18 protein-coding genes are annotated in these 20367 nt (G+C 62.5%); 11 read left to right on the top strand and 7 right to left on the bottom strand.

Features of this window, described 5'->3' with window-relative positions:
* On the top strand, window positions 1-416 hold a 416-nt coding region (locus JT360_RS15065), incomplete at its 5' end, for a DUF2155 domain-containing protein (protein ID WP_214472460.1).
* Between the two features lie 75 nt (window positions 417-491).
* Window positions 492-875, top strand: a complete 384-nt coding sequence (locus JT360_RS15070; RefSeq protein ID WP_214472461.1) for a hypothetical protein — start codon at window positions 492-494, stop codon at window positions 873-875.
* Window positions 876-885: 10 nt separating this feature from the next.
* Here the strand turns inward: JT360_RS15070 and aat are convergent, their stop codons facing one another.
* From aat to JT360_RS15100, 6 genes are all read right to left on the bottom strand, one after another.
* Window positions 886-1503: a leucyl/phenylalanyl-tRNA--protein transferase gene (aat, locus tag JT360_RS15075; protein ID WP_214472462.1), complete on the bottom strand. Its 618-nt coding sequence runs from the start codon at window positions 1501-1503 to the stop codon at window positions 886-888.
* A gap of 12 nt (window positions 1504-1515) precedes the next feature.
* Window positions 1516-2859 carry an acetyl-CoA carboxylase biotin carboxylase subunit gene (gene accC / locus JT360_RS15080; protein WP_214472463.1) on the bottom strand — a complete coding sequence of 448 codons (1344 nt, stop codon included), beginning with the start codon at window positions 2857-2859 and terminating at the stop codon, window positions 1516-1518.
* A 10-nt stretch (window positions 2860-2869) separates the two neighbouring features.
* Window positions 2870-3331, bottom strand: coding sequence for an acetyl-CoA carboxylase biotin carboxyl carrier protein (gene accB / locus JT360_RS15085; RefSeq protein ID WP_214472464.1), 462 nt, complete (start codon window positions 3329-3331; stop codon window positions 2870-2872).
* 26 nt (window positions 3332-3357) lie between these two features.
* Window positions 3358-3792 carry a type II 3-dehydroquinate dehydratase gene (gene aroQ, locus JT360_RS15090; protein ID WP_214472465.1) on the bottom strand — a complete coding sequence of 145 codons (435 nt, stop codon included), beginning with the start codon at window positions 3790-3792 and terminating at the stop codon, window positions 3358-3360.
* 145 nt (window positions 3793-3937) lie between these two features.
* Window positions 3938-4741, bottom strand: coding sequence for a DsbA family protein (locus JT360_RS15095; protein ID WP_214472466.1), 804 nt, complete (start codon window positions 4739-4741; stop codon window positions 3938-3940).
* A gap of 64 nt (window positions 4742-4805) precedes the next feature.
* On the bottom strand, window positions 4806-6197 hold the full coding sequence (locus JT360_RS15100) for a tetratricopeptide repeat protein (RefSeq protein ID WP_214472467.1): 1392 nt from the start codon (window positions 6195-6197) through the stop codon (window positions 4806-4808).
* Window positions 6198-6345: 148 nt separating this feature from the next.
* Between JT360_RS15100 and JT360_RS15105 the strand changes: the two genes are divergently transcribed.
* Entirely contained in the window at window positions 6346-7494 is a 1149-nt protein-coding gene (locus tag JT360_RS15105; RefSeq protein ID WP_214472468.1) for a pyridoxal phosphate-dependent aminotransferase, read from the top strand.
* Between the two features lie 4 nt (window positions 7495-7498).
* A complete protein-coding gene (locus JT360_RS15110; protein ID WP_214472469.1) occupies window positions 7499-8428 on the top strand; it encodes a glutaminase in 930 nt (309 codons plus the stop codon).
* A 106-nt stretch (window positions 8429-8534) separates the two neighbouring features.
* Here JT360_RS15110 and JT360_RS15115 read toward each other — a convergent pair whose 3' ends face one another.
* Complete coding sequence (locus JT360_RS15115; RefSeq protein WP_214472470.1) at window positions 8535-11510, bottom strand: Rne/Rng family ribonuclease; 2976 nt, start codon at window positions 11508-11510, stop codon at window positions 8535-8537.
* 652 nt (window positions 11511-12162) lie between these two features.
* On the opposite strand from JT360_RS15115, the gene JT360_RS15120 reads away from it, so the two are divergent.
* The 7 genes from JT360_RS15120 (at window position 12163) to JT360_RS15150 (ending at window position 20300) form a co-directional block, all read left to right on the top strand.
* Window positions 12163-13422 (top strand): N-acetylmuramoyl-L-alanine amidase, encoded by a 1260-nt coding sequence (locus JT360_RS15120; protein WP_214472471.1) that lies wholly within the window; start codon window positions 12163-12165, stop codon window positions 13420-13422.
* A gap of 213 nt (window positions 13423-13635) precedes the next feature.
* Entirely contained in the window at window positions 13636-16092 is a 2457-nt protein-coding gene (locus JT360_RS15125) for a penicillin-binding protein 1A (RefSeq protein WP_214472472.1), read from the top strand.
* A gap of 124 nt (window positions 16093-16216) precedes the next feature.
* Window positions 16217-17348 (top strand): peptide chain release factor 2 gene (gene prfB / locus JT360_RS15130; RefSeq protein WP_214472473.1). Its coding sequence is split into 2 segments (ribosomal slippage): window positions 16217-16282 and window positions 16284-17348, totalling 1131 coding nucleotides; the frame shifts between segments, so codons are not numbered across the junction.
* Window positions 17349-17779: 431 nt separating this feature from the next.
* On the top strand, window positions 17780-18157 hold the full coding sequence (locus JT360_RS15135) for a hypothetical protein (RefSeq protein ID WP_214472474.1): 378 nt from the start codon (window positions 17780-17782) through the stop codon (window positions 18155-18157).
* A 119-nt stretch (window positions 18158-18276) separates the two neighbouring features.
* A complete protein-coding gene (locus tag JT360_RS15140) occupies window positions 18277-18645 on the top strand; it encodes a GFA family protein (RefSeq protein ID WP_214472596.1) in 369 nt (122 codons plus the stop codon).
* 149 nt (window positions 18646-18794) lie between these two features.
* Complete coding sequence (locus tag JT360_RS15145; RefSeq protein WP_214472475.1) at window positions 18795-19445, top strand: YiaD family glycine zipper/OmpA-like lipoprotein; 651 nt, start codon at window positions 18795-18797, stop codon at window positions 19443-19445.
* Between the two features lie 249 nt (window positions 19446-19694).
* Window positions 19695-20300, top strand: a complete 606-nt coding sequence (locus JT360_RS15150) for a hypothetical protein (RefSeq protein ID WP_214472476.1) — start codon at window positions 19695-19697, stop codon at window positions 20298-20300.
* Window positions 20301-20367 lie beyond the last annotated feature (67 nt).

A 20367-nucleotide genomic window follows, 5' to 3' on the forward strand; every position in this document is an offset into this window, starting at 1 on the left:
GCCGCATCATCACCTTCGATGTCTATATCGATGAAACGGTGCAGTTCGGCGCTTTGCAGGTGACGCCGCGCGTCTGCTATTCACGGCCGCAGAACGAGGAGCCGAAGACCGATTCTTTCGTCGAAGTCGACGAGATCACGCTCGACCGCAAGATCCGCCGCATCTTCACCGGCTGGATGTTTGCCGAAAGCCCTGGTCTCAACGCTGTCGAACATGCCGTCTATGACGTCTGGCTGAAGGAATGCAAGCAGAAGTCCGATGTGCCGGCCCCCGGCGCCAGCAAGGCTGACGCAACCAAGGCCGACGCTTCGGAGCCGGCCGCGACCAAGCCCACCGCTGCCAAGCCGAACGCTGCAGCCAGCCCCGATGTGGAACAATCCGACCCCACAGAACCCGACGCCACCGACGCCAACTGATCCCTGGGAACCGTTGCAGCCATCATGCGTTGGGCCACTGACGGCCGCCCCTCGATGCGCAGGGAGGATTTGCCGATGTCGGACAGTAAGCGGATCACGGCCAACAAGGAGGAACTTCTGGAACTCGAAAAAGGGTTCTGGACCGGCGACGCGGCATACTACGCGGCCAATGCCGACACTGAATGCCTAGTCGCTTTCCCGCAAATGGCACAGGCGATGGACAATGCCGATCTCGCCAAGACCGCGACCAAGCCCAACCGCTGGCGCGACCTGAAGATCGACCTCAAGGGAATAATCGAACCGGGCAGCGACATCATCATGCTGACCTACGAGGCGCATGCGACGCGCGAGAATGGTGAACCCTATGCCGCGCTGGTCAGCACCGGCTATGTCCATCGCGTCAACGGCTGGAAGATGATGTTCCATTCGCAGACGCCGATAGGGACTGAGGCCCAATAGGGCTTGATTCCTAGGGAAAAAAGACCGCTTCGCCTTTCAGCGCGTCCGCCAGCATCTTCTCATATTTGCCCCGCGGCACGTCGACAGCCCCAAAGCGCTTGAGGTGCTCAGTGGTGAATTGCGTATCAAGGAGAGCGAAGCCGCGCACCTTCAGGCGCTCGACGAGATGCACGAGGCAGATCTTCGACGCATCCTTCTCCTTGGAAAACATGCTTTCGCCGAAGAACACCCGTCCGAGCGACACACCATAGAGGCCGCCGACCAGCCGGCCCTCGCGCCAGGCCTCGACAGAATGGCAATGGCCCATGCGGTGCAATTGCACATAGGCCTCGCGGATCGGTGCGTTGATCCAGGTCGAGCGGCGCTCCTCGCGCTTTTCGGCGCAGCCGTCGATCGTCGCCTCGAAATCGAAATCGAAACGGATGTCGAACAGGTTTTTGCGGATCGTCTTCCTCAGGCTTTTCGGCGTGTGGAAGCGGTCGAGCGGGATGATGCCTCGCGTCTCCGGCCGCACCCAGAACACCTCCGGGTCACCGGCACTTTCGGCCATCGGGAAGACGCCCGAGGCATAGGCCTTGAGCAGAAGGTCGGTGGGGATGCGATAGCCAGGCGCGTAAGGGCGGGTCATCGCGTCCCCGGACTACTCTTCCTTGGCCAGGTATTTTTCCAGCCAGTGGATGTCATAATCGCCATTGGCGATGTCGGCATTGCCGACCAGATCGCGAAACAGCGGCAGTGTCGTTTTGATGCCGTCGACAACGAACTCATCCAGCGCCCGGCGCAGCCGCATCATGCACTCGACGCGGTTGCGTCCATGCACGATCAGCTTGCCGATCAGGCTATCGTAATATGGCGGGATCTTATAGCCGGAATAGACGCCGGAATCGACACGGATACCGAGACCGCCCGGCGTGTGAAAATGCGTGATGGTGCCGGGCGAGGGCGTAAAGGTGCGCGGATCCTCGGCATTGATGCGGCACTCGATGGCGTGGCCATTGAACTTGATGTCTTCCTGCTTGACCGAAAGGCCGCCGCCGGAAGCGACGCGGATCTGCTCGTGCACCAGATCGATGCCGGTGATCGCTTCCGTCACCGGATGCTCGACCTGCAGGCGCGTGTTCATCTCGATGAAATAGAACTCGCCGTTCTCGTACAAGAACTCGATCGTGCCGGCACCCGAATAGCCGAGATCGGCAATGGCCTTGGCGCAGATGCCGCCGATGCGTGACCGCTCCTCGGCGTTGAGCGCCGGCGAATTGGCCTCTTCCCAGACCTTCTGGTGGCGCCGTTGCAGCGAGCAGTCGCGCTCGCCGAAATGCACGCCGCGGCCAAAGCCGTCGCCGAACACCTGCACCTCGATATGGCGCGGCTTCTGCAGGAACTTTTCGATATAGACGGCGTCGTCCCCGAACGCGGCGCCCGCTTCCGAGCGCGCTGTCTGCAGGGCGACCTCAAGATCGGCCTCGCTACGCGCGACCTTCATGCCGCGCCCACCACCGCCGGCCGATGCCTTGATGATCACGGGATAGCCGATCTCGGCGGCGATCCGCTTGGCTTCCTTTTCCTCGGTCACCGCGCCGTCGGAACCGGGCACCACTGGGATGCCGAGCCGCTTGGCGGTGCGCTTGGCCTCGATCTTGTCGCCCATGATGCGGATATGGTCGCCGGTCGGGCCGATGAAGGTGATGTTGTGCGCGGCGAGGATGTCGGCGAACTTGGCGTTCTCCGACAGGAAGCCGTAGCCCGGATGCACGGCGTCGGCACCGGTGATCTCGCAGGCCGCGACAATCTGGTGGATGTTGAGATAGCTGTCGCGCGACGGCGGCGGGCCGATGCACACGCTCTCGTCGGCAAGCCGCACATGCATGGCGTCGGCGTCGGCGGTCGAATGCACCACCACCGTCTGGATGCCGAGTTCCTTGCAGGCGCGCAGCACCCGAAGCGCGATTTCGCCGCGATTGGCGATGAGGATCTTCTGGAACATCCGGCCCGCTCTACTCGATCACGACGAGCGGCATGCCGTATTCGACCGGCGTCGCATCCTCGAACAGGATCGCCGTCACGGTGCCGGCGCGCGGGGAGGGAATCTGGTTCATCGTCTTCATCGCTTCGATGATCAGCAGGGTCTGGCCTTCCTTGACCTTCTGGCCGATCTCGATGAACGGCTTGGCGTCGGGCGAGGGCGCCAGATAGGCGGTGCCGACCATAGGCGAAGCCACCGCGTTCTTCGACACGTCGGCCGCTGCCGGGGCGGATGCCGCCGCCGCCTGGGCGGCTGCCGCCGGCGCATAGGCCGGTTGCTGCGCCGCGATCGCATGCACCGCCGGTGCATGCCGCGACACGCGCACCTTCAGGTCACCCAGTTCAACCTCGATCTCGGTGAGGTTGGTGTCGTTCAGTATGCCCGCGAGATCGCGGATCAGCTGCTGGTCAACACCGTTCTTCTTTATCGACATTTTCGAGCCTTCTGTTTGTTGGCCGGTCATAGGCGTGCGGCCAGCGCCTGCAGCGCCAGCGTATAGCCGAGCGGCCCAAAGCCACAGATCATGCCGACGGCGACCGGCGCGACCATGGAGACGTGGCGGAACGGTTCCCGCGCATGGATGTTGGAAAGATGAACTTCGGCGACCGGCAGCGGCGCGACCGAACGGATGGCGTCGTGGATCGCGATCGAGGTGTGGCTGTAGGCGCCTGGATTGATGACGATGCCGGCAGCCTTGTCGCCGGCTTCCTGGATCCAGTCGACAAGATCGCCCTCGTGGTTCGACTGGCGGAAGTCGATCTCGAGCCCGAGCGCCTTGCCGGCCTGCTTGCAGTCGTCGGCGATGGCGGCGAGCGTCTTGCCGCCATAGATGCCCGGCTCACGCTTGCCAAGCGCGTTGAGATTGGGACCGTTCAGGACGAAAACCGTTTTCAAAAAAGTCGACCTTTTCCGGCGCCGGTATCAAACCGGCGCGCTGGGCCTCTATACCGGGCATAGACGCCCGCGAAAAGAGCGCAAGTGCGATCTTTCACTGTCCACAACAGGCCGAAATGCGCCCGTGAGGAAAAGCCCCGTCGGATCAAAGCGCGGCTTTCGCCGCCTCGATCTTTTCGGCAAGCACGTCCTGCCCGAGCGCCCCGAACACGACCTCATTGCCGACGACGTAGGACGGCGTTCCGGTGATCGCCAGCTTGTTGGCAAGATCATAGGTCTTGGAGAAGGCCTCGGGGATCGACGGATCCTTCATCTTCTCGCGCAGCGTCGCCTCGTCGGCGCCCAGCGAAAGCGCGATCTTGATCGCGGCCGCCTCGGTGGCGCGTCCCTGGCCACCGAGCAGCGCATTGTGGAATTCGCCGTACTTTTCCGGCTTCATCAGATGGAAGGCCATCGAGACGACACTCGCCTTCTGCGAATCCGGGCCGAGGATCGGAAATTCCTTGAGCACGAAGCGCAGGTCCGGATCGGACTTGGTCAGCGCCCGCATGTCCTCGATGGCGCGTTTGCAGAAGCCGCAATTGTAGTCGTAGAACTCGACGATCGTCACTTTGCCGTTGGGGTTGCCGACGACGCCGTCAAAGGCGGAGTTGAAGATCTGGTCCTTGGCGTTCTTGATGACGCCGAGATGGGCAATGCGCTGCTCTTCCTTCTGTTTGGCCTCGAGCGCGTCCTGCACTTCAAGCAGCACTTCCGGGTTCTTCAAGAGATAATCGCGGATGATGCCTTCGACCTCGGTGCGGTCGATCTTGGTATCGGCCGCCGCCATCTGGACAGGCTGAGCGGTACCGGCCTTCGCAACCTGTGGGTTGCCGGCCACGAAACCGACAGCCAGCATGGCAAGGGCTACAGCGATCCCCGTGGTGCCCAGCAGCAGTGCCTTTTTCATCGTTCTCGTTCCTTTTGCCTGTTTCCCGGTCCGGCTGTGTCGCAGCCCATGGCCGGGAGGTTCACTAGATCTTGCCTGACGATTTGTAGTTTATGATATCCTGGGCGCGTATCCAGCGCGGCTCGCCGCGCTTCATCTGCTGCTGCGCCCGCATGGCGAAAATTTTCGCATCCTTGTAGCTGCCGGAATAGAAATGACCTTCGGCCGTGGCAAGTTCCGCGCCCGGTATGTCTCCCAATTCGCCGTAGGCCTGCGCCAGGTAGCGATACCCGACGGCATTCTCCTTGTCGCGGCTCAGACCATTGTTGATCTGCACGACAGCCTTCTTAAGCGAGTCAGGCGTGCCGACCGCCATCAGCGCCTGACCAAGCGAGACAGGAAGGAGGCCGGACCGCGCCGGATCGAGGCTGACCGCCTTGGCGTAGGCTTCGGCTGCATCGCCAGGCTTGTTCGCTTTCATCAATATGTCGCCGCGCAGCTCCTGGAAGTAGGCATTCTTGGGCTGCGCTTTGATCAGGGCGTTGGTCTTGGCGAGCCCCGCGGCAATGTTGCCGTACAGGTAGGTCGACTGGGCATCGCCATACAGCGCGGCAAGGCTGCCCCGCATCTTCTGCATCAGCCGCGCCGCGGTGGCCTGACCTTCCATATAAACGGCAATCTTCACCCGCATCATGTCATGGCGCTGCTGCAACGCCGGCGGGTCGACCTTGTCGACATTGGGGCTCTGCTTGACCAGCACTTCGAGATTGGCGATGCGCTCCTGCGGCATCGGATGGCTGATCCGATAGGGATCGACCTGCGTGCCGGACAGGGACAGCGCGCTTTGGAAACGGGCGAAAGTCTTCAGCATGCCCATGCCGGACTGGCCGGTGGCATTGAGATAGGTGATCGCCGAGCGGTCGGCGGTCGTCTCTTCGGTGCGCTGATAGGCAAGGATGCTGCGCTGTGCCATCTCGCCGCCACCGGCGGCCACGCCCATGCCGGCGCCGGCAAGGCCGCGGCTGTTGGTGGTCGCACCGGCAACGATCGCGCCGGCGCCAAGCAAAGTGGCGATGACGGCCATCGTCTTGGCGCGCTCGAGCTGCTCGCGCAGTTTCTGCTGGTGGCCGCCGGCGATATGGCCGGCCTCGTGCGCGATGACGCCGATGATCTCGTTGGGCGTCTCGGCCGTCATCAGCGCGCCGGTGTTGATGAACAGCCGGCGCCCGGTGACGAAAGCGTTGAAGCTGGAATCGTTGACCAGCACGATGTCGATGCCGTCATTCGCCAGCCCTGCCGCCTTGAAGATCGGCCGCGCGTAGTCGCGCACCAGAGCTTCGATCTCGGCATCGCGTATGACCGGCACGTTTTGGGCAAAGGCGGTGACCGAACTCGCCACGGCAACCGCGAAGCCAAGCGCAAGCGTCGTGAAGACGCGCGCAACCTGGGCTATCGTCGATCTGGGTCGGCTCAACATGATGGGTCCACTGGTAGACGAGCGGGCGAAAGATGAAAAGTCGGCACAGGAAAAACTTCCTCAACTTGTGATCCTCACATCAATCGGGCATTTGTGCGGCGCATGCACCAAGGGCACGGGCGTGCTCAACTGTTGGGATAAGGATAAAATGGTCGTTTCGCTCTCACGCCGTGGCAATGTCGAGCCGTTCCACGCTATGGATGTGCTGGCCGAAGCCAACCGGCTGAAGGCCCAGGGCGTGCCGGTGATCTCCATGGCGGTCGGCCAGCCGTCCGATCCGGCGCCCGCACGGGTCCGCGCCGCCGCGGCCAAAGCACTGGAGCATGGCCGCATTGGCTACACCGATACGCTGGGGCTGGCGGATTTGCGCAAGGCTATCGCCGCGCACTACGCGGATCATTATGGGCTTGAAGTCGAGCCCGGGCGGATCGCGGTGACCACGGGATCCTCGGCTGCCTTCAATCTCGCTTTCCTGGCGATGTTCGACCCAGGCGACCGCGTTGCCATCGCCGCGCCCGGCTACCCGGCCTATCGCAACATCATGACGGCGCTCGGCATCGATGTGGTCGAGATCGAACTCGGCGACGCGGCTTACCTGCATGCCGGACATCTGGAGGCGGCGCATCGCGAGAAGCCGCTGAAAGGTGTTCTTTTCGCAAGCCCGGCCAATCCGACCGGCGCGGTCATACCAGCCGATGAACTGTCGGTGCTGGTCAATACGGCGGAGACGCTCGGCATCGCCGTGATTTCCGACGAGATCTACCACCGGCTGGCCTATGGCGCTCCCGACACCACGGCACTCGCCTTCGGGAGCAGCGTGACGGTGATCAATTCCTTCTCGAAATACTACTGCATGACGGGCTGGCGCATCGGCTGGATGGTGCTGCCGGAAGAGTTGGTGCGACCGATCGAGCGCATCGCCCAGAGCCTCTATATCTCACCGCCGGAGCTGTCGCAGATCGCCGCGATCGAAGCCTTTGACGCCACCGAAGAGCTGGAAGTTGTGAAGGGCCGCTACGCCTGGAATCGCGAGCTTTTGATGAAACGTCTGCCGGAACTCGGCTTCCCGCTTGCCGCGCCCATGGATGGCGCCTTCTACGCCTTTTGCGATGTCACCCGGCACACCAATGACAGCATGGCCTTTGCGCGCAGGATGCTGGCCGAAGCCCATGTGGCGGCGACGCCCGGCCGCGACTTCGACACCCAGGCCGGGCACCGCACGATGCGGTTTTCATACGCCGGCAGCCACGACGACATGGTCGAGGCGATAGCGCGCATCGAACGCTGGTTGAGGTAGCATCATGCCGGAACTCGAACAGGCGCTGGCCGAAGTTGCGGCCGAAATGGCCGAGCGCACCGATCGCGGTGATGTCGCGACCTACATTCCTCAACTGGGCAAGGTCGATCCAAGGAAATTCGGCATCGCCGCCGTCACCAATGACGGCCGCGCGCTGATGGCCGGCGATGCCGATCAGCCCTTCTCCATCCAGAGCATCTCGAAGGTGTTCACCTTGACCCTGGCGCTCGGCAATGTCGGCGATGCGCTGTGGCAAAGGGTTGGGCGCGAGCCGTCGGGCAATCCGTTCAATTCGATCGTGCAGCTCGAGCATGAGAACGGCATTCCGCGCAATCCCTTCATCAATGCCGGCGCCATCGTCATTTCCGATATCCTGCTTGCCGGCCACCAGCCGCGCGAGGCGATCGGCGAGATCCTGCGCTTCATCCAGTTCCTGGCCGACGACGAGACAATTATCATCGACCGCGAGGTGGCGGCGTCCGAGCGCGCCACCGGCTATCGCAACTTCGCGCTGGCCAATTACATGAAATCATTCGGCAATCTTCATCATGCGCCGGAGCTGGCGCTTGGCGTCTACTTCCACCATTGCGCCATCGCCATGAATTGCCGGCAACTGGCGATGGCGGGCCGCTTCCTTGCCAATGGCGGCAAGAACCCGGCGACCGGACATTCCGTGGTGTCGGCGGAGCGGGCGCGCCGCATCGGCGCCATGATGCTGACCTGCGGCCACTATGACGGCTCGGGCGATTTCGCCTTCCGCGTCGGCATTCCCGGCAAGAGCGGCGTCGGCGGCGGTATATTGGGCATCGTGCCGGGCGTCGCGTCGCTTGCCGTCTGGTCGCCCGGTCTCAACGCCAACGGCAATTCCAAGCTAGGTTCGATCGCACTGGAAAAGCTCGCCAGGATGATGAACTGGTCGATTTTCGCGCCATAGCATTTCCCGCCCTGTCGGAAAGCTGGGTATGAAAAATCCCGCGCCGTCTTTCAGGACAGCGCGGGATTCTTTTTGTCAGGAAATCAGTTCAACTAGCCGAAAAGGCTTAGAAAAAGCCTTTCCGTTGCCACCAGCCGGCACGCTTCGGCTTTTCTTCGGTCTTGGCTTCCGGTTCGTCAGCGACTGTCGAAGACACCACCGGCACGACCGGTGCATCGACGGCCGCCGGCTTGCGCCGGGATGGCCGGGCCTTCGACGGTTCTTTCGCAACGGCCGCAATCGCCGTTTCTTCCGTGGCCGCTGCCGGAGCCTCAGCGGGCGTTTCCGGTGCCGCTTCGGCAACCGTCGTTTCGGCGACGGCCTCTGCGGCAGCCTTCTTCGGCTTGGTCACACGCCGCGGCTTCTTGGGCTTCTCGGCGACCGCCGGCTCGTCGCTCACTGGAGCCGCCGTTTCTTCCACCGCAGCAACAGCTACAGGCTCGGTCGGCGCGGGCTCGCTTTCCGAGGCATCAGCCTCGGCAGGCTCGGTCGCTTCGCCGGCACTTGCCTCAGTCTCGCCTTCGCCATCTTCGCGACGGTTACGCTTGCCGCCGCGCTTGCCGCGCCGGCGTTTCTTGCCCTGGCCGTCATCCGAGGCCTGTACCGCCTCGTCAGATGCGCTTGCAGCGATCGGAGCCGTATCGTCGGTTTCGGTCTCGTCATCGTCTGCCGCGTTTGCCGGTTCGGCGAAATCGCCGGCCGGAGCGGAGATGGATGAGCCGTCCGTCGGTGCGCCATGTTCGCGGTCGCGATCCTTGCCGCCGCGACGCCTGCGGCGCTTGCGACGCTTGCGGTCGCGGCCTTCGCCGTCCTCGCCACCGGCAACAGGCCGCGGCTGTTGGTGCTGCTGCGGCTGTTGGCGCGGCTGCTCGGCCTGGACCGCCGGTGCCTCATCGTCTTCCTCGACGACGACAATCTCGTCCTCGGGCTCTTCCGGCTCGACATAGGCCGGCAGGCTGCGCAACTCGACAAAGCCTTCGGGCTTTTCGGCCAGAGCGCCGCGGAAGATCGCGTAGTGCTGGGCGCCAACCGTATCGTCGGCCTCGATGGTGATGGTCAGGCCGAAGCGGCTTTCGAGCTCCACCAGTGTACCGCGCTTGTGGTTGAGCACATAAAGCGCGGTCGCCGCCGGCGTGCGCACCGTGATGTGGCTGCGCGAATCCTTGAGCAGGAATTCCTCGATCGCCCGCACCACCATCAGCGCGACCGACGAATCGGAGCGCACATGCCCGGTGCCGCCGCAATGCGGGCAGGGCTTCATAGTCGATTCCAGCACGCTGGCGCGGATGCGCTGGCGCGACATCTCCATCAGGCCGAAATGCGAGATGCGACCGACCTGGATGCGCGCACGGTCGTTCTTGAGGTGATCCTTCAGCCGCTTTTCGACGGAGCGGTTGTTGCGGTTCTCCTCCATGTCGATGAAGTCGATGACGATCAGGCCGGCAAGATCGCGCAGCCGGAGCTGACGCGCGACTTCCTCCGCTGCTTCCAGATTGGTGTGAAGCGCGGTGTCCTCGATCGAGTGCTCCTTGGTGGAACGGCCCGAATTGACGTCGATGGCGACCAGCGCCTCGGTCTGGTTGATGATGATGTAGCCGCCGCTCTTCAGCGTCACCTGCGGCTGCAGCATGCGGTCGAGCTGCGCCTCGATGCCGTTGCGCACGAAGATCGGCGTCGTGTCGCGGAACGGCTGAACCACCTTGGCGTGGCTCGGCATCAGCATGCGCATGAAGTCCTTGGCCTCGCGGTAGCCTTCCTCGCCGGAGACCAGGATCTCGTCGATATCCTTGTTGTAGAGGTCGCGCACCGAACGCTTGATCAGGCTGCCTTCCTCATAGACGAGGGCAGGGGCGGTGGACTGGAGCGTGAGACTGCGCACGTTCTCCCAAAGCCGCATCAGGTATTCATAGTCGCGCTTGATCTCGGCCTTGGTGCGGCTTTCGCCGGCGGTGCGCAGGATGACGCCCATGCCTTGCGGCACTTCGAGATCGGCAACCACCTCCTTGAGGCGCTTGCGGTCGACGGCGCTGGTGATCTTGCGGGAAATGCCGCCGCCGCGCGCGGTGTTCGGCATCAGCACGGAATAGCGGCCGGCAAGCGACAGATAGGTGGTGAGTGCGGCGCCCTTGTTGCCGCGCTCTTCCTTGACGACCTGCACCAGCAGGATCTGCCGGCGCTTGATCACTTCCTGGATCTTGTACTGGCGGCGCACTGGCTTGCGGCGGTTGCGCACTTCCTCGAGCGCATCCTCGGCGCCAACCGATTCGACCTCGTGATCATCGGGATGCGAGGACTGTACTTCCTCGAGCATGCCGCGATCATTGTCGCCGGACGTTGCTTCGCTGCCGTGTTCCGCCTGCGGAGCGGCTTCGGAAATCACATCGGCTTCGACGGAGGCAGCGATCGACGTTGGACCGCCTTCGCGGCTCTCTGTTTCATCCTGGTCCGTCGAACCGCCATCGTGCTCAGGCGCTTCGGAATGCTCCGATGCTTCGGAATGTTCCGACGTATCGGCCGCTTGCTCGAAGTTTTCAGAAGTGTGCATGGCGTCTTCGGCAACTGCATCGGTGCCGTGATCGTCGCCTTCGCTTGCCTCATCGGCAGCTTCGCTTGCCTCGCCGGTATCGGCCGCGCCGGCATCGCGCCTGTTTTCACCGCGGTCGCGGCTCTTGCCGCCGCGCCGGCGCCCGCGCCGTCCACGATCGCGGCTCTGGCGATCATCGCCGTCGCCGTCCTCGTCTTCCTCGTCTTCGGCCTCCTGCGCTTCCGCGCGCAGCAAGGCCTGACGGTCGGCGACCGGGATCTGGTAGTAGTCGGGGTGTATTTCACTGAAGGCGAGGAAACCGTGACGGTTGCCGCCATATTCGACAAAGGCTGCCTGAAGGGAAGGTTCGACGCGCGTTACGCGGGCGAGATAGATATTTCCTTTGAGCTGCTTCTTGTCCTGGGATTCAAAGTCGAATTCTTCGATACGGTTACCGCGTATGACGACAACGCGTGTTTCCTCCGGGTGGGAGGCGTCTATCAGCATTTTGTTGGGCATTATTTCGTTTCCCCCCGGCAGCCGTCAGCCGCAGCTGGCGGGGCAAAGCCCGCTGCTGTGTGTCTGGATGAATGTGGGTGCCGGATAATTGAACGTCCGCCGGACGCTGCCTGCGTGTCATGGCGGTGCCGCCCGCAGCCATATTGGCGCGGTTTGATGCGGACCTTTCCATGATTGCGCTTGAAGCCATCGTCACCAGCAGAACCTTTTGAACCAAAGCCCGGAAACCGGACCAGCTTGTTTGCTCATACAGAGCCGGCGCGGGAACAAACCCGGCCGTTTTCCTCACGCAGGCGATTCCCCCGCCACGGGCGCACACCTGCGAAATTCGTCGCGATCACCTAGGCCTTATCGCATGAAGCGAAAGGAGCCGCCTTTCATCTGACCCTGTAGCAGGAAGCTGCGGAGGAGGGCGGTTCCAGGATTGCAGTGATCCACTATCGCTTTTATGATTTGGCGGGGTGGAAGGCAACCCCGATTTCCGATGCCGGCAAAAAGCAGTTCCGTAGCGTAAGCCTGGGTTCCGAGCCTTGCATGAAAAGGCTTGGTTAACCTTCTCTGGATACCAATCGTTAATCGAGTTCGCGCCTAACCGGCACTTCGACGAAACGAGCGGGCGCCTGGCGCCAAACCGGGAGCGACTGGAAGAGAGATGGGACTGGCGGACTTCACAGACAAGGGATGTCGTGTTGGCGGCCGGATTCTCGGTGCCCTCTGTCTCTTGCTGCTGGTGGTTTCTTCAGGCCTTTCCCCTGTTGCCAATGCCGCCGACGCGCCGCTGGTGGCGAAAGGCTACAAAATGGCGGGCGATGCCACCAAGATGCGCATCGTCATGGATTTCGATCGCGAACCTGACATCAAATGGTTCCTTCTGCGCGGCCCCAATCGTCTGGTCATCGATCTGGCGAACACCAGGCTGGCCATCGATGCCAAGGATTTGAAGCCGCGCGGGCTGGTCAGGGGCGTGCGCCTGGGCGAACTCGGCGAAGGTGTTTCGCGGCTGATTCTCACCGGCAAGGGCCCGTTCGCCGTCGACAAGCTCGATGTGCTCAAGAACGAGGACGGAACCGGCTACCGCATTGCCATCGACATGTCGGCGGCCTCCGAACGTGAGTTCGACGCAGCCCTTGCCAATCAGGCGCTGACCACCGGCTCCACGGTTTCGACCGACAAGGGCGGGCGGGTCGGCACCGGGCCGGTCTCCAATCCGGGCCACCGCTTCACCGTCGTCATCGATCCCGGCCATGGCGGCATCGACGGCGGCGCCGAGGGGCTGAACGGCACGATCGAGAAGAACGTCACGCTCGCCTTCGCCACGGAGTTGCGCGACAAGCTCGCAGCCATCGGCAAATACGATGTCTTCATGACCCGCGACACCGATGAATATCTGCGCCTGGACGACCGCGTGCGCATTGCCCGCCAGCATGAGGCCGATCTGCTGATTTCGATCCACGCCGACACCATCAGCGTCAAAGGCATTCGCGGCGCCACCGTCTACACCGTCTCCGACAAGGCGTCGGATCCCGAGGCGCAGGCGCTTGCCGACCGCGAAAATCTCTCCGATCAGTTCGCCGGCATGGTCATCAAGGACGATAACAAGGAAGTGACCGACATCCTGATCGACCTGATCCGCCGCGAGACGCATACCTTCTCGATGAGTTTCGCCCACACGCTCGTCGGTCAGCTTTCGACCAGCGTCGGCCTCATCAACAATCCGCAGCGCTCCGCCGGATTCAAGGTGCTGAAAGCGCCAGACGTGCCATCGGTGCTGGTCGAACTCGGCTATCTCTCGAATGCCAAGGACGAGGCGCAGCTGCTCAACGCCGAATGGCGCGGCAAGGCGGCGCAAAGCATCACCAATGCCGTTGCGCTGTTTGCTTCCGCCCGTTCCGGAACAGGAACCGGAGGCTGACATGCCCGGCGGCGCCTGCAACCAGAGGCGGCGTTGCGCGGCGACAACACCCGGTGCCTTTATTTCCGGCACGCGGTCGCGAAATCGGGCCTTGCCGTATTTTGTCCACATGGTGGCGACATGGGTTCTCGATCACGGATTGGGACCGGCTCGAAAGCTTGCGTGGAAGGCGGCTTCGTTTAGGAAATTCCCGAACCAAGGACTGGAGCGGGTATGATTCGTCTCATTGGCTATTTCTTCGGCATCGGCACGACGCTGGCCCTTCTGGTCGCGGCGGGCGTTGCGATTTACATCAGCCATCTGTCGAAAGACCTGCCCGACTACGAGGTGCTGGCCAAGTACGAGCCGCCGGTGACCACCCGCATCCATGCCTCGGACGGCTCGCTGATGGCCGAGTACGCGCGCGAGCGGCGCCTGTATCTGCCGATCCAGGCCATCCCCGATCGCGTCAAGGCGGCCTTCCTGTCCGCCGAGGACAAGAACTTCTACAACCACCCCGGCATCGACGTGACCGGTCTTGGCCGCGCCATCATCGTCAATCTGCAGAATTTCGGCTCGGGCCGGCGTCAGGTCGGCGCCTCGACGATCACCCAGCAGGTGGCCAAGAACTTCCTGTTGACCGCGGACCAGACCTACGAGCGCAAGATCAAGGAAATGATCCTGGCCTTCCGCATCGAGCAGGCCTATCCCAAGGATCGCATTCTCGAACTCTACCTCAACGAAATCTTCTTCGGCTTCGGCGCCTATGGTGTCGCCGGTGCAGCATTGACCTATTTCGACAAGTCGGTGAACGAGCTGACCGTGGCCGAGGCGGCTTACCTGGCTTCGCTGCCGAAGGGACCGAACAATTACCATCCCTTCAAGCATGCCGATCGCGCGATTGAGCGCCGCAACTGGGTGATCGACCAGATGGTCGAGAATGGCTACGTCACGCGTGAGGAAGGCAACAAGGCCAAGGCCGAGCCGCTCGGCGTGACGCCGCGCCGCACCGGCACCTATCTGTTCGCCGGTGAATACTTCACCGAGGAGGTGCGCCGCCAGATCATTGCCCGCTACGGCGAGAACGCTCTCTACGAAGGCGGCCTGTCCGTCCGCACCACGCTCGACCCGAAGATCCAGCTCATCGCCCGCAAGGCGATGCAGAACGGCTTGATCAAATACGATACGCTGCGCGGCTACCGCGGGCCGGTGACGACGATCGACGCGTCCGGCGACTGGGGCATCCCGTTGGGCGCCGTCAAGGGATTGGAAGACGTTCCCGAATGGTCGCTCGCGGTCGTGCTCGACAGTTCGGCGTCCGGTCTGTCGATAGGCCTGCAGCCCGCGCGCCAGGCGTCGGGCGACATCGTCAAGGAACGCGTCGAAGGCACCGTCGGCAAGGACGACATGGGCTTCGCCATGCGCCATGTGGTTGGCGGCAAGACCGTCAAGGCCAAATCGCCTGCCGACGTGCTGAAGCCAGGCGACGTCATCTTCGTGCAGAAGAACGAAGGCTCCGACAACACCTACAGCCTGCGTCAGGTTCCCGAGGTGGAAGGCGGCCTGATCGCCATGGATCCGCACACCGGCCGCGTTCTGGCCATGGTCGGTGGCTTCTCCTATGCCCAGTCCGAGTTCAACCGCGCCACCCAGGCGATGCGCCAGCCGGGCTCCTCGTTCAAGCCGATCGTCTATTCGGCGGCGCTCGACAATGGCTACACGCCGGCCTCCGTGATCATGGACGGGCCGATCACCATCCAGAGCGGCAACACGACCTGGACGCCGAAGAACTATGACGGCACGGTCGCCGGCCCGGCGACCCTTCGCTCCGGTATCGAGAAGTCGCGCAACCTAATGACGGTGCGGCTCGCCAACGACATGGGCATGAAGCTGGTCGTCGAATATGCCGAGCGCTTCGGTGTCTATGACCATCTTGCGCCCTATTTGCCGATGGCGCTGGGCTCCGGCGAGACGACCGTGATGCGCATGGTGTCGGCCTATTCGATCATGGCCAATGGCGGCAAGTCGATCAAACCATCGCTGATCGACCGCATCCAGGACCGCTACGGCAAAACCGTGTTCAAGCAGGACGAGCGCGGCTGCGAAGGCTGCAACGCGCCTGAATGGAAGAACCAGCAGGAGCCGGAACTGGTCGACAATTCCGAGCAGGTGCTCGATCCGATGACCGCCTACCAGATCACGTCGATGATGGAAGGCGTCGTCCAGCGCGGCACCGGCGCCACCATCGGTGAACTCGGCCGCCACATCGCCGGCAAGACCGGCACCACCAATGACGAAAAGGACGCCTGGTTCATCGGCTTCACGCCGAACCTCGTGGTCGGCCTCTATATGGGCTACGACACGCCGCGCGGCCTTGGCCATGGCGCCACCGGTGGTGGTCTCGCCGCCCCGATCTTCAAGGATTTCATGCGCGTGGCGCTGGACGGCACGCCCAATGTCGACTTCAAGGTGCCGGATGGCATGAACCTGATCGCCATCAACCGCAAGACCGGCATGCGTGCCACGGCGGGCGATCCGGGCACCATCATCGAGGCCTTCAAGCCGGGTACCGGTCCGGCCGACAGCTATTGGGTGATCGGCATGGGCGCCGACGGTTCCAATGCTTCCGGCGGCGCGCTGTCGCCGCAGGCCAACCAGGCCATCCAGGACGGTGGCGGCGGCCTCTACTGACCGGGTGATGTGCCAGTCATGGGCCAGCCTTAGGCTGGCCATTTCGCTTTACACGCGGCGGCGCCGTCCCTATGTATCGCGCCGACCAGGCGTCACTTTCAGCAACAGGATAAGTCAACAGGCCATGCGCGCGGAAACGCAGAATATTGTCGACGAGATCAGGCAGGCGATAACCCTGCTGAGGAGGCATCTTTGACTGGGATCAGGCCATAAAACGGCTTGAATACCTGAATGTGCGGGCCGAGGACGCCAGTCTCTGGAACGAACCGCTGGAAGCGCAGAAGCTGATGCGCGAACGCCAGGGCCTCGAGGAAGGCATCGCGGCGGTCAAGGGCCTGACCCAGGCGCTGGAAGACAATATCGGCCTGATCGAGCTCGGCGAGGAGGAGGGCGACGAAGGCGTCATCGCCGAGGCGGAGGCCGCGATCCGCTCGATGCAGGGCGAGGCGAAGGCCCGCCAGGTCGAAACGCTGCTGTCGGGCGAAGCCGACGCCAACGACACCTATCTCGAAATCCACGCAGGCGCCGGCGGTACCGAAAGCCAGGACTGGGCCTCGATGCTTTTGCGCATGTACACGCGCTGGGCCGAGCGCCGCCGCTTCAAGGTCGAAGTGCTGGAAGTGCATGACGGCGAAGAGGCCGGAATCAAGTCCGCGACGCTGACGATCAAGGGCCACAATGCCTATGGCTGGCTGAAGACCGAATCCGGCGTCCACCGCCTGGTGCGCATTTCGCCCTATGACAGCAATGCGCGAAGGCACACGTCCTTCGCCAGTGTCTGGGTCTATCCCGTCATCGACGATACGATCGAGATCGACGTCTCGGAATCGGATGTGCGCATCGACACCTATCGCTCGTCCGGCTCGGGCGGCCAGCACGTCAACACCACTGATTCGGCCGTGCGCATCACCCACATCGCCACGGGCATTGCGGTTGCTTGCCAGGCCGAGCGTTCGCAGCACAAGAACAAGGCCAAGGCCTGGGAGATGCTGCGCTCGCGCCTCTACGAGGAAGAGCTGAAGAAGCGTGAAGCCGTGGCAAACGCCACGGAAGCCTCGAAGAGCGACATCGGCTGGGGGCACCAGATCCGCTCCTATGTGCTGCAGCCCTATCAGCTGGTCAAGGATCTGCGCACCGGCGTTGAAAGCACCAGCCCGTCGAGCGTGCTCGATGGCGACCTCGACGATTTCATGGAAGCCTCGCTGTCGCAGCGCATCGAGGGCGGTGCGGGTGAGGCGGTGGCGGACCTCGATTAGGCCGCCTCCTCATGGGAGCGATCAGCGAAGATCCCTCCATTCGCGCGGCTGTTCTTGGTGGGTCCCAAGCCGTGCTGGTTCACCAGCCCGACGATCCGCACGCGATATCAAGAGCGCGTGATCGCCGCAACTGACCACCGATGGGCTGGAACCACCCGGGATCGATCTCGTTATCTGCATGCCCGTCTGCCGGGAGTGAACCCAGCCTGATCTCGTCAGCGGTCGCGGTTAGCATGCGTCTGCGTTAGTCTCGTAGGCGCACAATTTCTTGCGCCGACCAAGGAATCAGCTCAGCATCCAAGCGCTGGGAGACAAAAAGCATTTATGGCCGGACGCGGCATATCTGCGACCTCACGATCCGGCCACTGGGAAGACACGTTCTGGGAACGGGCAAGCGAAACGCTTGATGCTCGTTTGAAAGGAACGCGTCCATGTCTGCTGCCACATTCAGATCGGCCAGAGCCGTTCAACCGGCTGGCCGACTTATGTTTTCTCTGTTCGCCGTCGGCATGATCGCGATACTTACGCCAGCTGCCTTCGCTCATGACGCCAAGCCCACTGCGGGAAAGCCGCAAGGCTGGAGTTATCCATTCGCCTGTTGCGCCAACTATGATTGTCGAGCCACACACACCGGCGAAGTTCTGGAGAAACCCGAGGGCTATGTGATCGCCGGCACCGGCGAGGTTGTTCCGATGACCGACAAGCGTGTCAAGGACAGCCCTGACGGCGAGTTTCACTGGTGCGCTCATCAGGCCGGTCTCGATGCCGGCAAGACGATCTGCCTGTTCGTCCCGCCGCGCTCTTTTTGACGACTGCGCCGGCGGCTTTGACGCCTTCTCGGCAAACAGCTTCCTGACGGACGTTGTCAGGATCGCTTCTTTATGGTGCCCTGCCGCGTGGGCGGCGGGACAATGGAGAGGTGATGTTGATGACCATCAAGGGAAGCTGCCACTGCAAGGCGACCACATTCGAGGTTTCAGAGGCACCGCGGACGGTGACGCAATGCACCTGTTCGTTCTGCTCGAAACGCGGCTCGCTGTGGGCCTATTACACGCCATCGCAGTTCAAGCTCGTCACGCCGCCGAAAAACGTCTCCTTCTACCAGTGGGGCTCGAAAACCGTGAAGCATGGTTTTTGCGCCACCTGCGGCTGCGGTACATTCACAGAAACACCGGATTGGTCGACCGGCGAGCCGGATTTCGACAACCCGAAGATCAGCGTCAATTCTCGGCTGTTCGATGATTTCGATCTCGACCACGTCGAAGTGGTGGTCATCGACGGCAAGAATCTCTGGTAGCCAGCCAAGACGCTCGTCATGCAACTGGCCATGGGAAAAGCCGTCGCGGTCGCTTTTCCCGTTCCGTTTTTCGCCGCAATTCGTGGTACAAGTCGCGGCAAGGGCTGATTTGGCGCCGTTGAAAGGCGCGACTTGGAGAGGGACCATCTATGAAGAAGACCGTGCTCGTCGCCGTGGCGACGGCTTTGCTCGTGAGCGCCTGCACCACCACAGATCCGTATACGGGCGACCAGAAGATTTCCAACACGGCCGCGGGTGCCGGTCTTGGTGCCCTTGCAGGCGCCAGCCTCGGTCTGCTTGCCGGCGGCAATGACCGCCGCAACGCGCTGATTGGCGCCGGCATCGGTGCGCTGGCCGGCGGCGCCATCGGCGCCACCATGGATCAGAACGAAGCTGAACTGCGCCGGCAGCTCGAGGGAACCGGTGTCAGCGTCACCCGCAGTGGCGACCAGATCATCCTCAACATGCCGTCCGATATCACCTTCAACACGGATCAGGATGCGGTGAAGCCCGGCTTCTACCAGGTGCTGAACTCGGTTGCGCTGGTGCTGAAGAAGTTCAAGCAGACCACGGTCGACGTTTTCGGCCACACCGATTCGACGGGTGGCGACCAGCACAATTTCGATCTGTCGCAGCGTCGCGCGCTGGCGGTCGCCAATTATCTGTCTGGCCAGGGCGTCGATCAGCGCCGCTTCGCCGTCACCGGTTTCGGCAAGACGCGTCCGGTGGCGTCCAACGCTACCGCCGAAGGCCGCGCCCAGAACCGTCGCGTCGAGATCCAGCTGTCGCCGCTCACCTGATCGGTTCGGCAAACGAATGTGGAAACGGCCCCCATCGGGGCCGTTTCTGTTTGTGCGGAAGTCGGTCTCTTCAGATGGAGCAACGAGGAATTAGTTTAGCAAGTTCTAATTAACTGCTTTCCCGCAACCATGGAAAGGAATAGCATCGTTTCTGTTCCGGAGGGGATGAGGCGGTACAACTGGCCGCGCAATCAGCATTTTTTTCGCCTCGGTCTTGCACGGCCAGATCAGAAAATCTGGGAGGAATGCATGACAAGAACAGCCAGTCTTGGGCGCTGCGGCGTCCTCGCTTTGACAAGCGTTGTAACTGTATGGGTGGGCCTCGCCGCCGCGCGGGCCGAGGACGCCAACAAGGCCGACATCGATGCCTTGAAAAAGTCGCTCGCCAAATATGAGGACTACACTGTCGCCGTCCGCGACCTCTATCTGTCGACGGTCGGCTGCGTCTACTACAGCGGAGAAAAGATACCGGGGTCGATGGACTACCCAAAGGGCGCCATGGGTATCCATTTCGTCAACGTCCCGAGTGTCGGCCAGAAGCTCGATCCGATGCACCCCAATGTGCTGATCTACGAACCGACCAAGAAAGGCTTGAAGTTGGTCGGTGTGGAATGGCTGGTGCCGCTGACGCCGGACATCAAGGCGCCGCCGAAGCTGTTTGGCCAGACCTTCATGGGCCCGATGGAGGGGCACTACCCGCTCATCCCGAGGGAGTTCGTCCACTACGACCTTCACGCCTGGCTGACGGACAATCCGAACGGCATGTTCAGTCCGACGAACCCGAACGTGAAATGCAACAACGCCGAGTTTCCGATGCTGGAGAAACCGACCAAGATGATGCCTGGGCCAATGTAACAGGCGCGCCAAGCCAAGCCTTGTCGTTTGATCTGTGCATTTACCGAGGGCAAGCCGGATGGCTGGC

The sequence above is a fragment of the Mesorhizobium sp. dw_380 genome (assembly GCF_018588885.1).
Classification (GTDB): Bacteria; Pseudomonadota; Alphaproteobacteria; order Rhizobiales; family Rhizobiaceae; genus Mesorhizobium.

Coding starts and splice junctions, on each gene's coding strand:
- JT360_RS15125 (WP_214472472.1), top strand. CDS start 13,636: ATGATTCGTCTCATTGGCTATTTCTTCGGCATCGGCACGACGCTGGCC.
- JT360_RS15115 (WP_214472470.1), bottom strand. CDS start 11,510: ATGCCCAACAAAATGCTGATAGACGCCTCCCACCCGGAGGAAACACGC.
- accB (WP_214472464.1), bottom strand. CDS start 3,331: ATGTCGATAAAGAAGAACGGTGTTGACCAGCAGCTGATCCGCGATCTC.
- JT360_RS15135 (WP_214472474.1), top strand. CDS start 17,780: ATGTCTGCTGCCACATTCAGATCGGCCAGAGCCGTTCAACCGGCTGGC.
- accC (WP_214472463.1), bottom strand. CDS start 2,859: ATGTTCCAGAAGATCCTCATCGCCAATCGCGGCGAAATCGCGCTTCGG.
- JT360_RS15105 (WP_214472468.1), top strand. CDS start 6,346: ATGGTCGTTTCGCTCTCACGCCGTGGCAATGTCGAGCCGTTCCACGCT.
- JT360_RS15150 (WP_214472476.1), top strand. CDS start 19,695: ATGACAAGAACAGCCAGTCTTGGGCGCTGCGGCGTCCTCGCTTTGACA.
- JT360_RS15070 (WP_214472461.1), top strand. CDS start 492: ATGTCGGACAGTAAGCGGATCACGGCCAACAAGGAGGAACTTCTGGAA.
- JT360_RS15140 (WP_214472596.1), top strand. CDS start 18,277: ATGACCATCAAGGGAAGCTGCCACTGCAAGGCGACCACATTCGAGGTT.
- JT360_RS15110 (WP_214472469.1), top strand. CDS start 7,499: ATGCCGGAACTCGAACAGGCGCTGGCCGAAGTTGCGGCCGAAATGGCC.
- JT360_RS15120 (WP_214472471.1), top strand. CDS start 12,163: ATGGGACTGGCGGACTTCACAGACAAGGGATGTCGTGTTGGCGGCCGG.
- JT360_RS15145 (WP_214472475.1), top strand. CDS start 18,795: ATGAAGAAGACCGTGCTCGTCGCCGTGGCGACGGCTTTGCTCGTGAGC.
- JT360_RS15095 (WP_214472466.1), bottom strand. CDS start 4,741: ATGAAAAAGGCACTGCTGCTGGGCACCACGGGGATCGCTGTAGCCCTT.
- aat (WP_214472462.1), bottom strand. CDS start 1,503: ATGACCCGCCCTTACGCGCCTGGCTATCGCATCCCCACCGACCTTCTG.
- JT360_RS15100 (WP_214472467.1), bottom strand. CDS start 6,197: ATGTTGAGCCGACCCAGATCGACGATAGCCCAGGTTGCGCGCGTCTTC.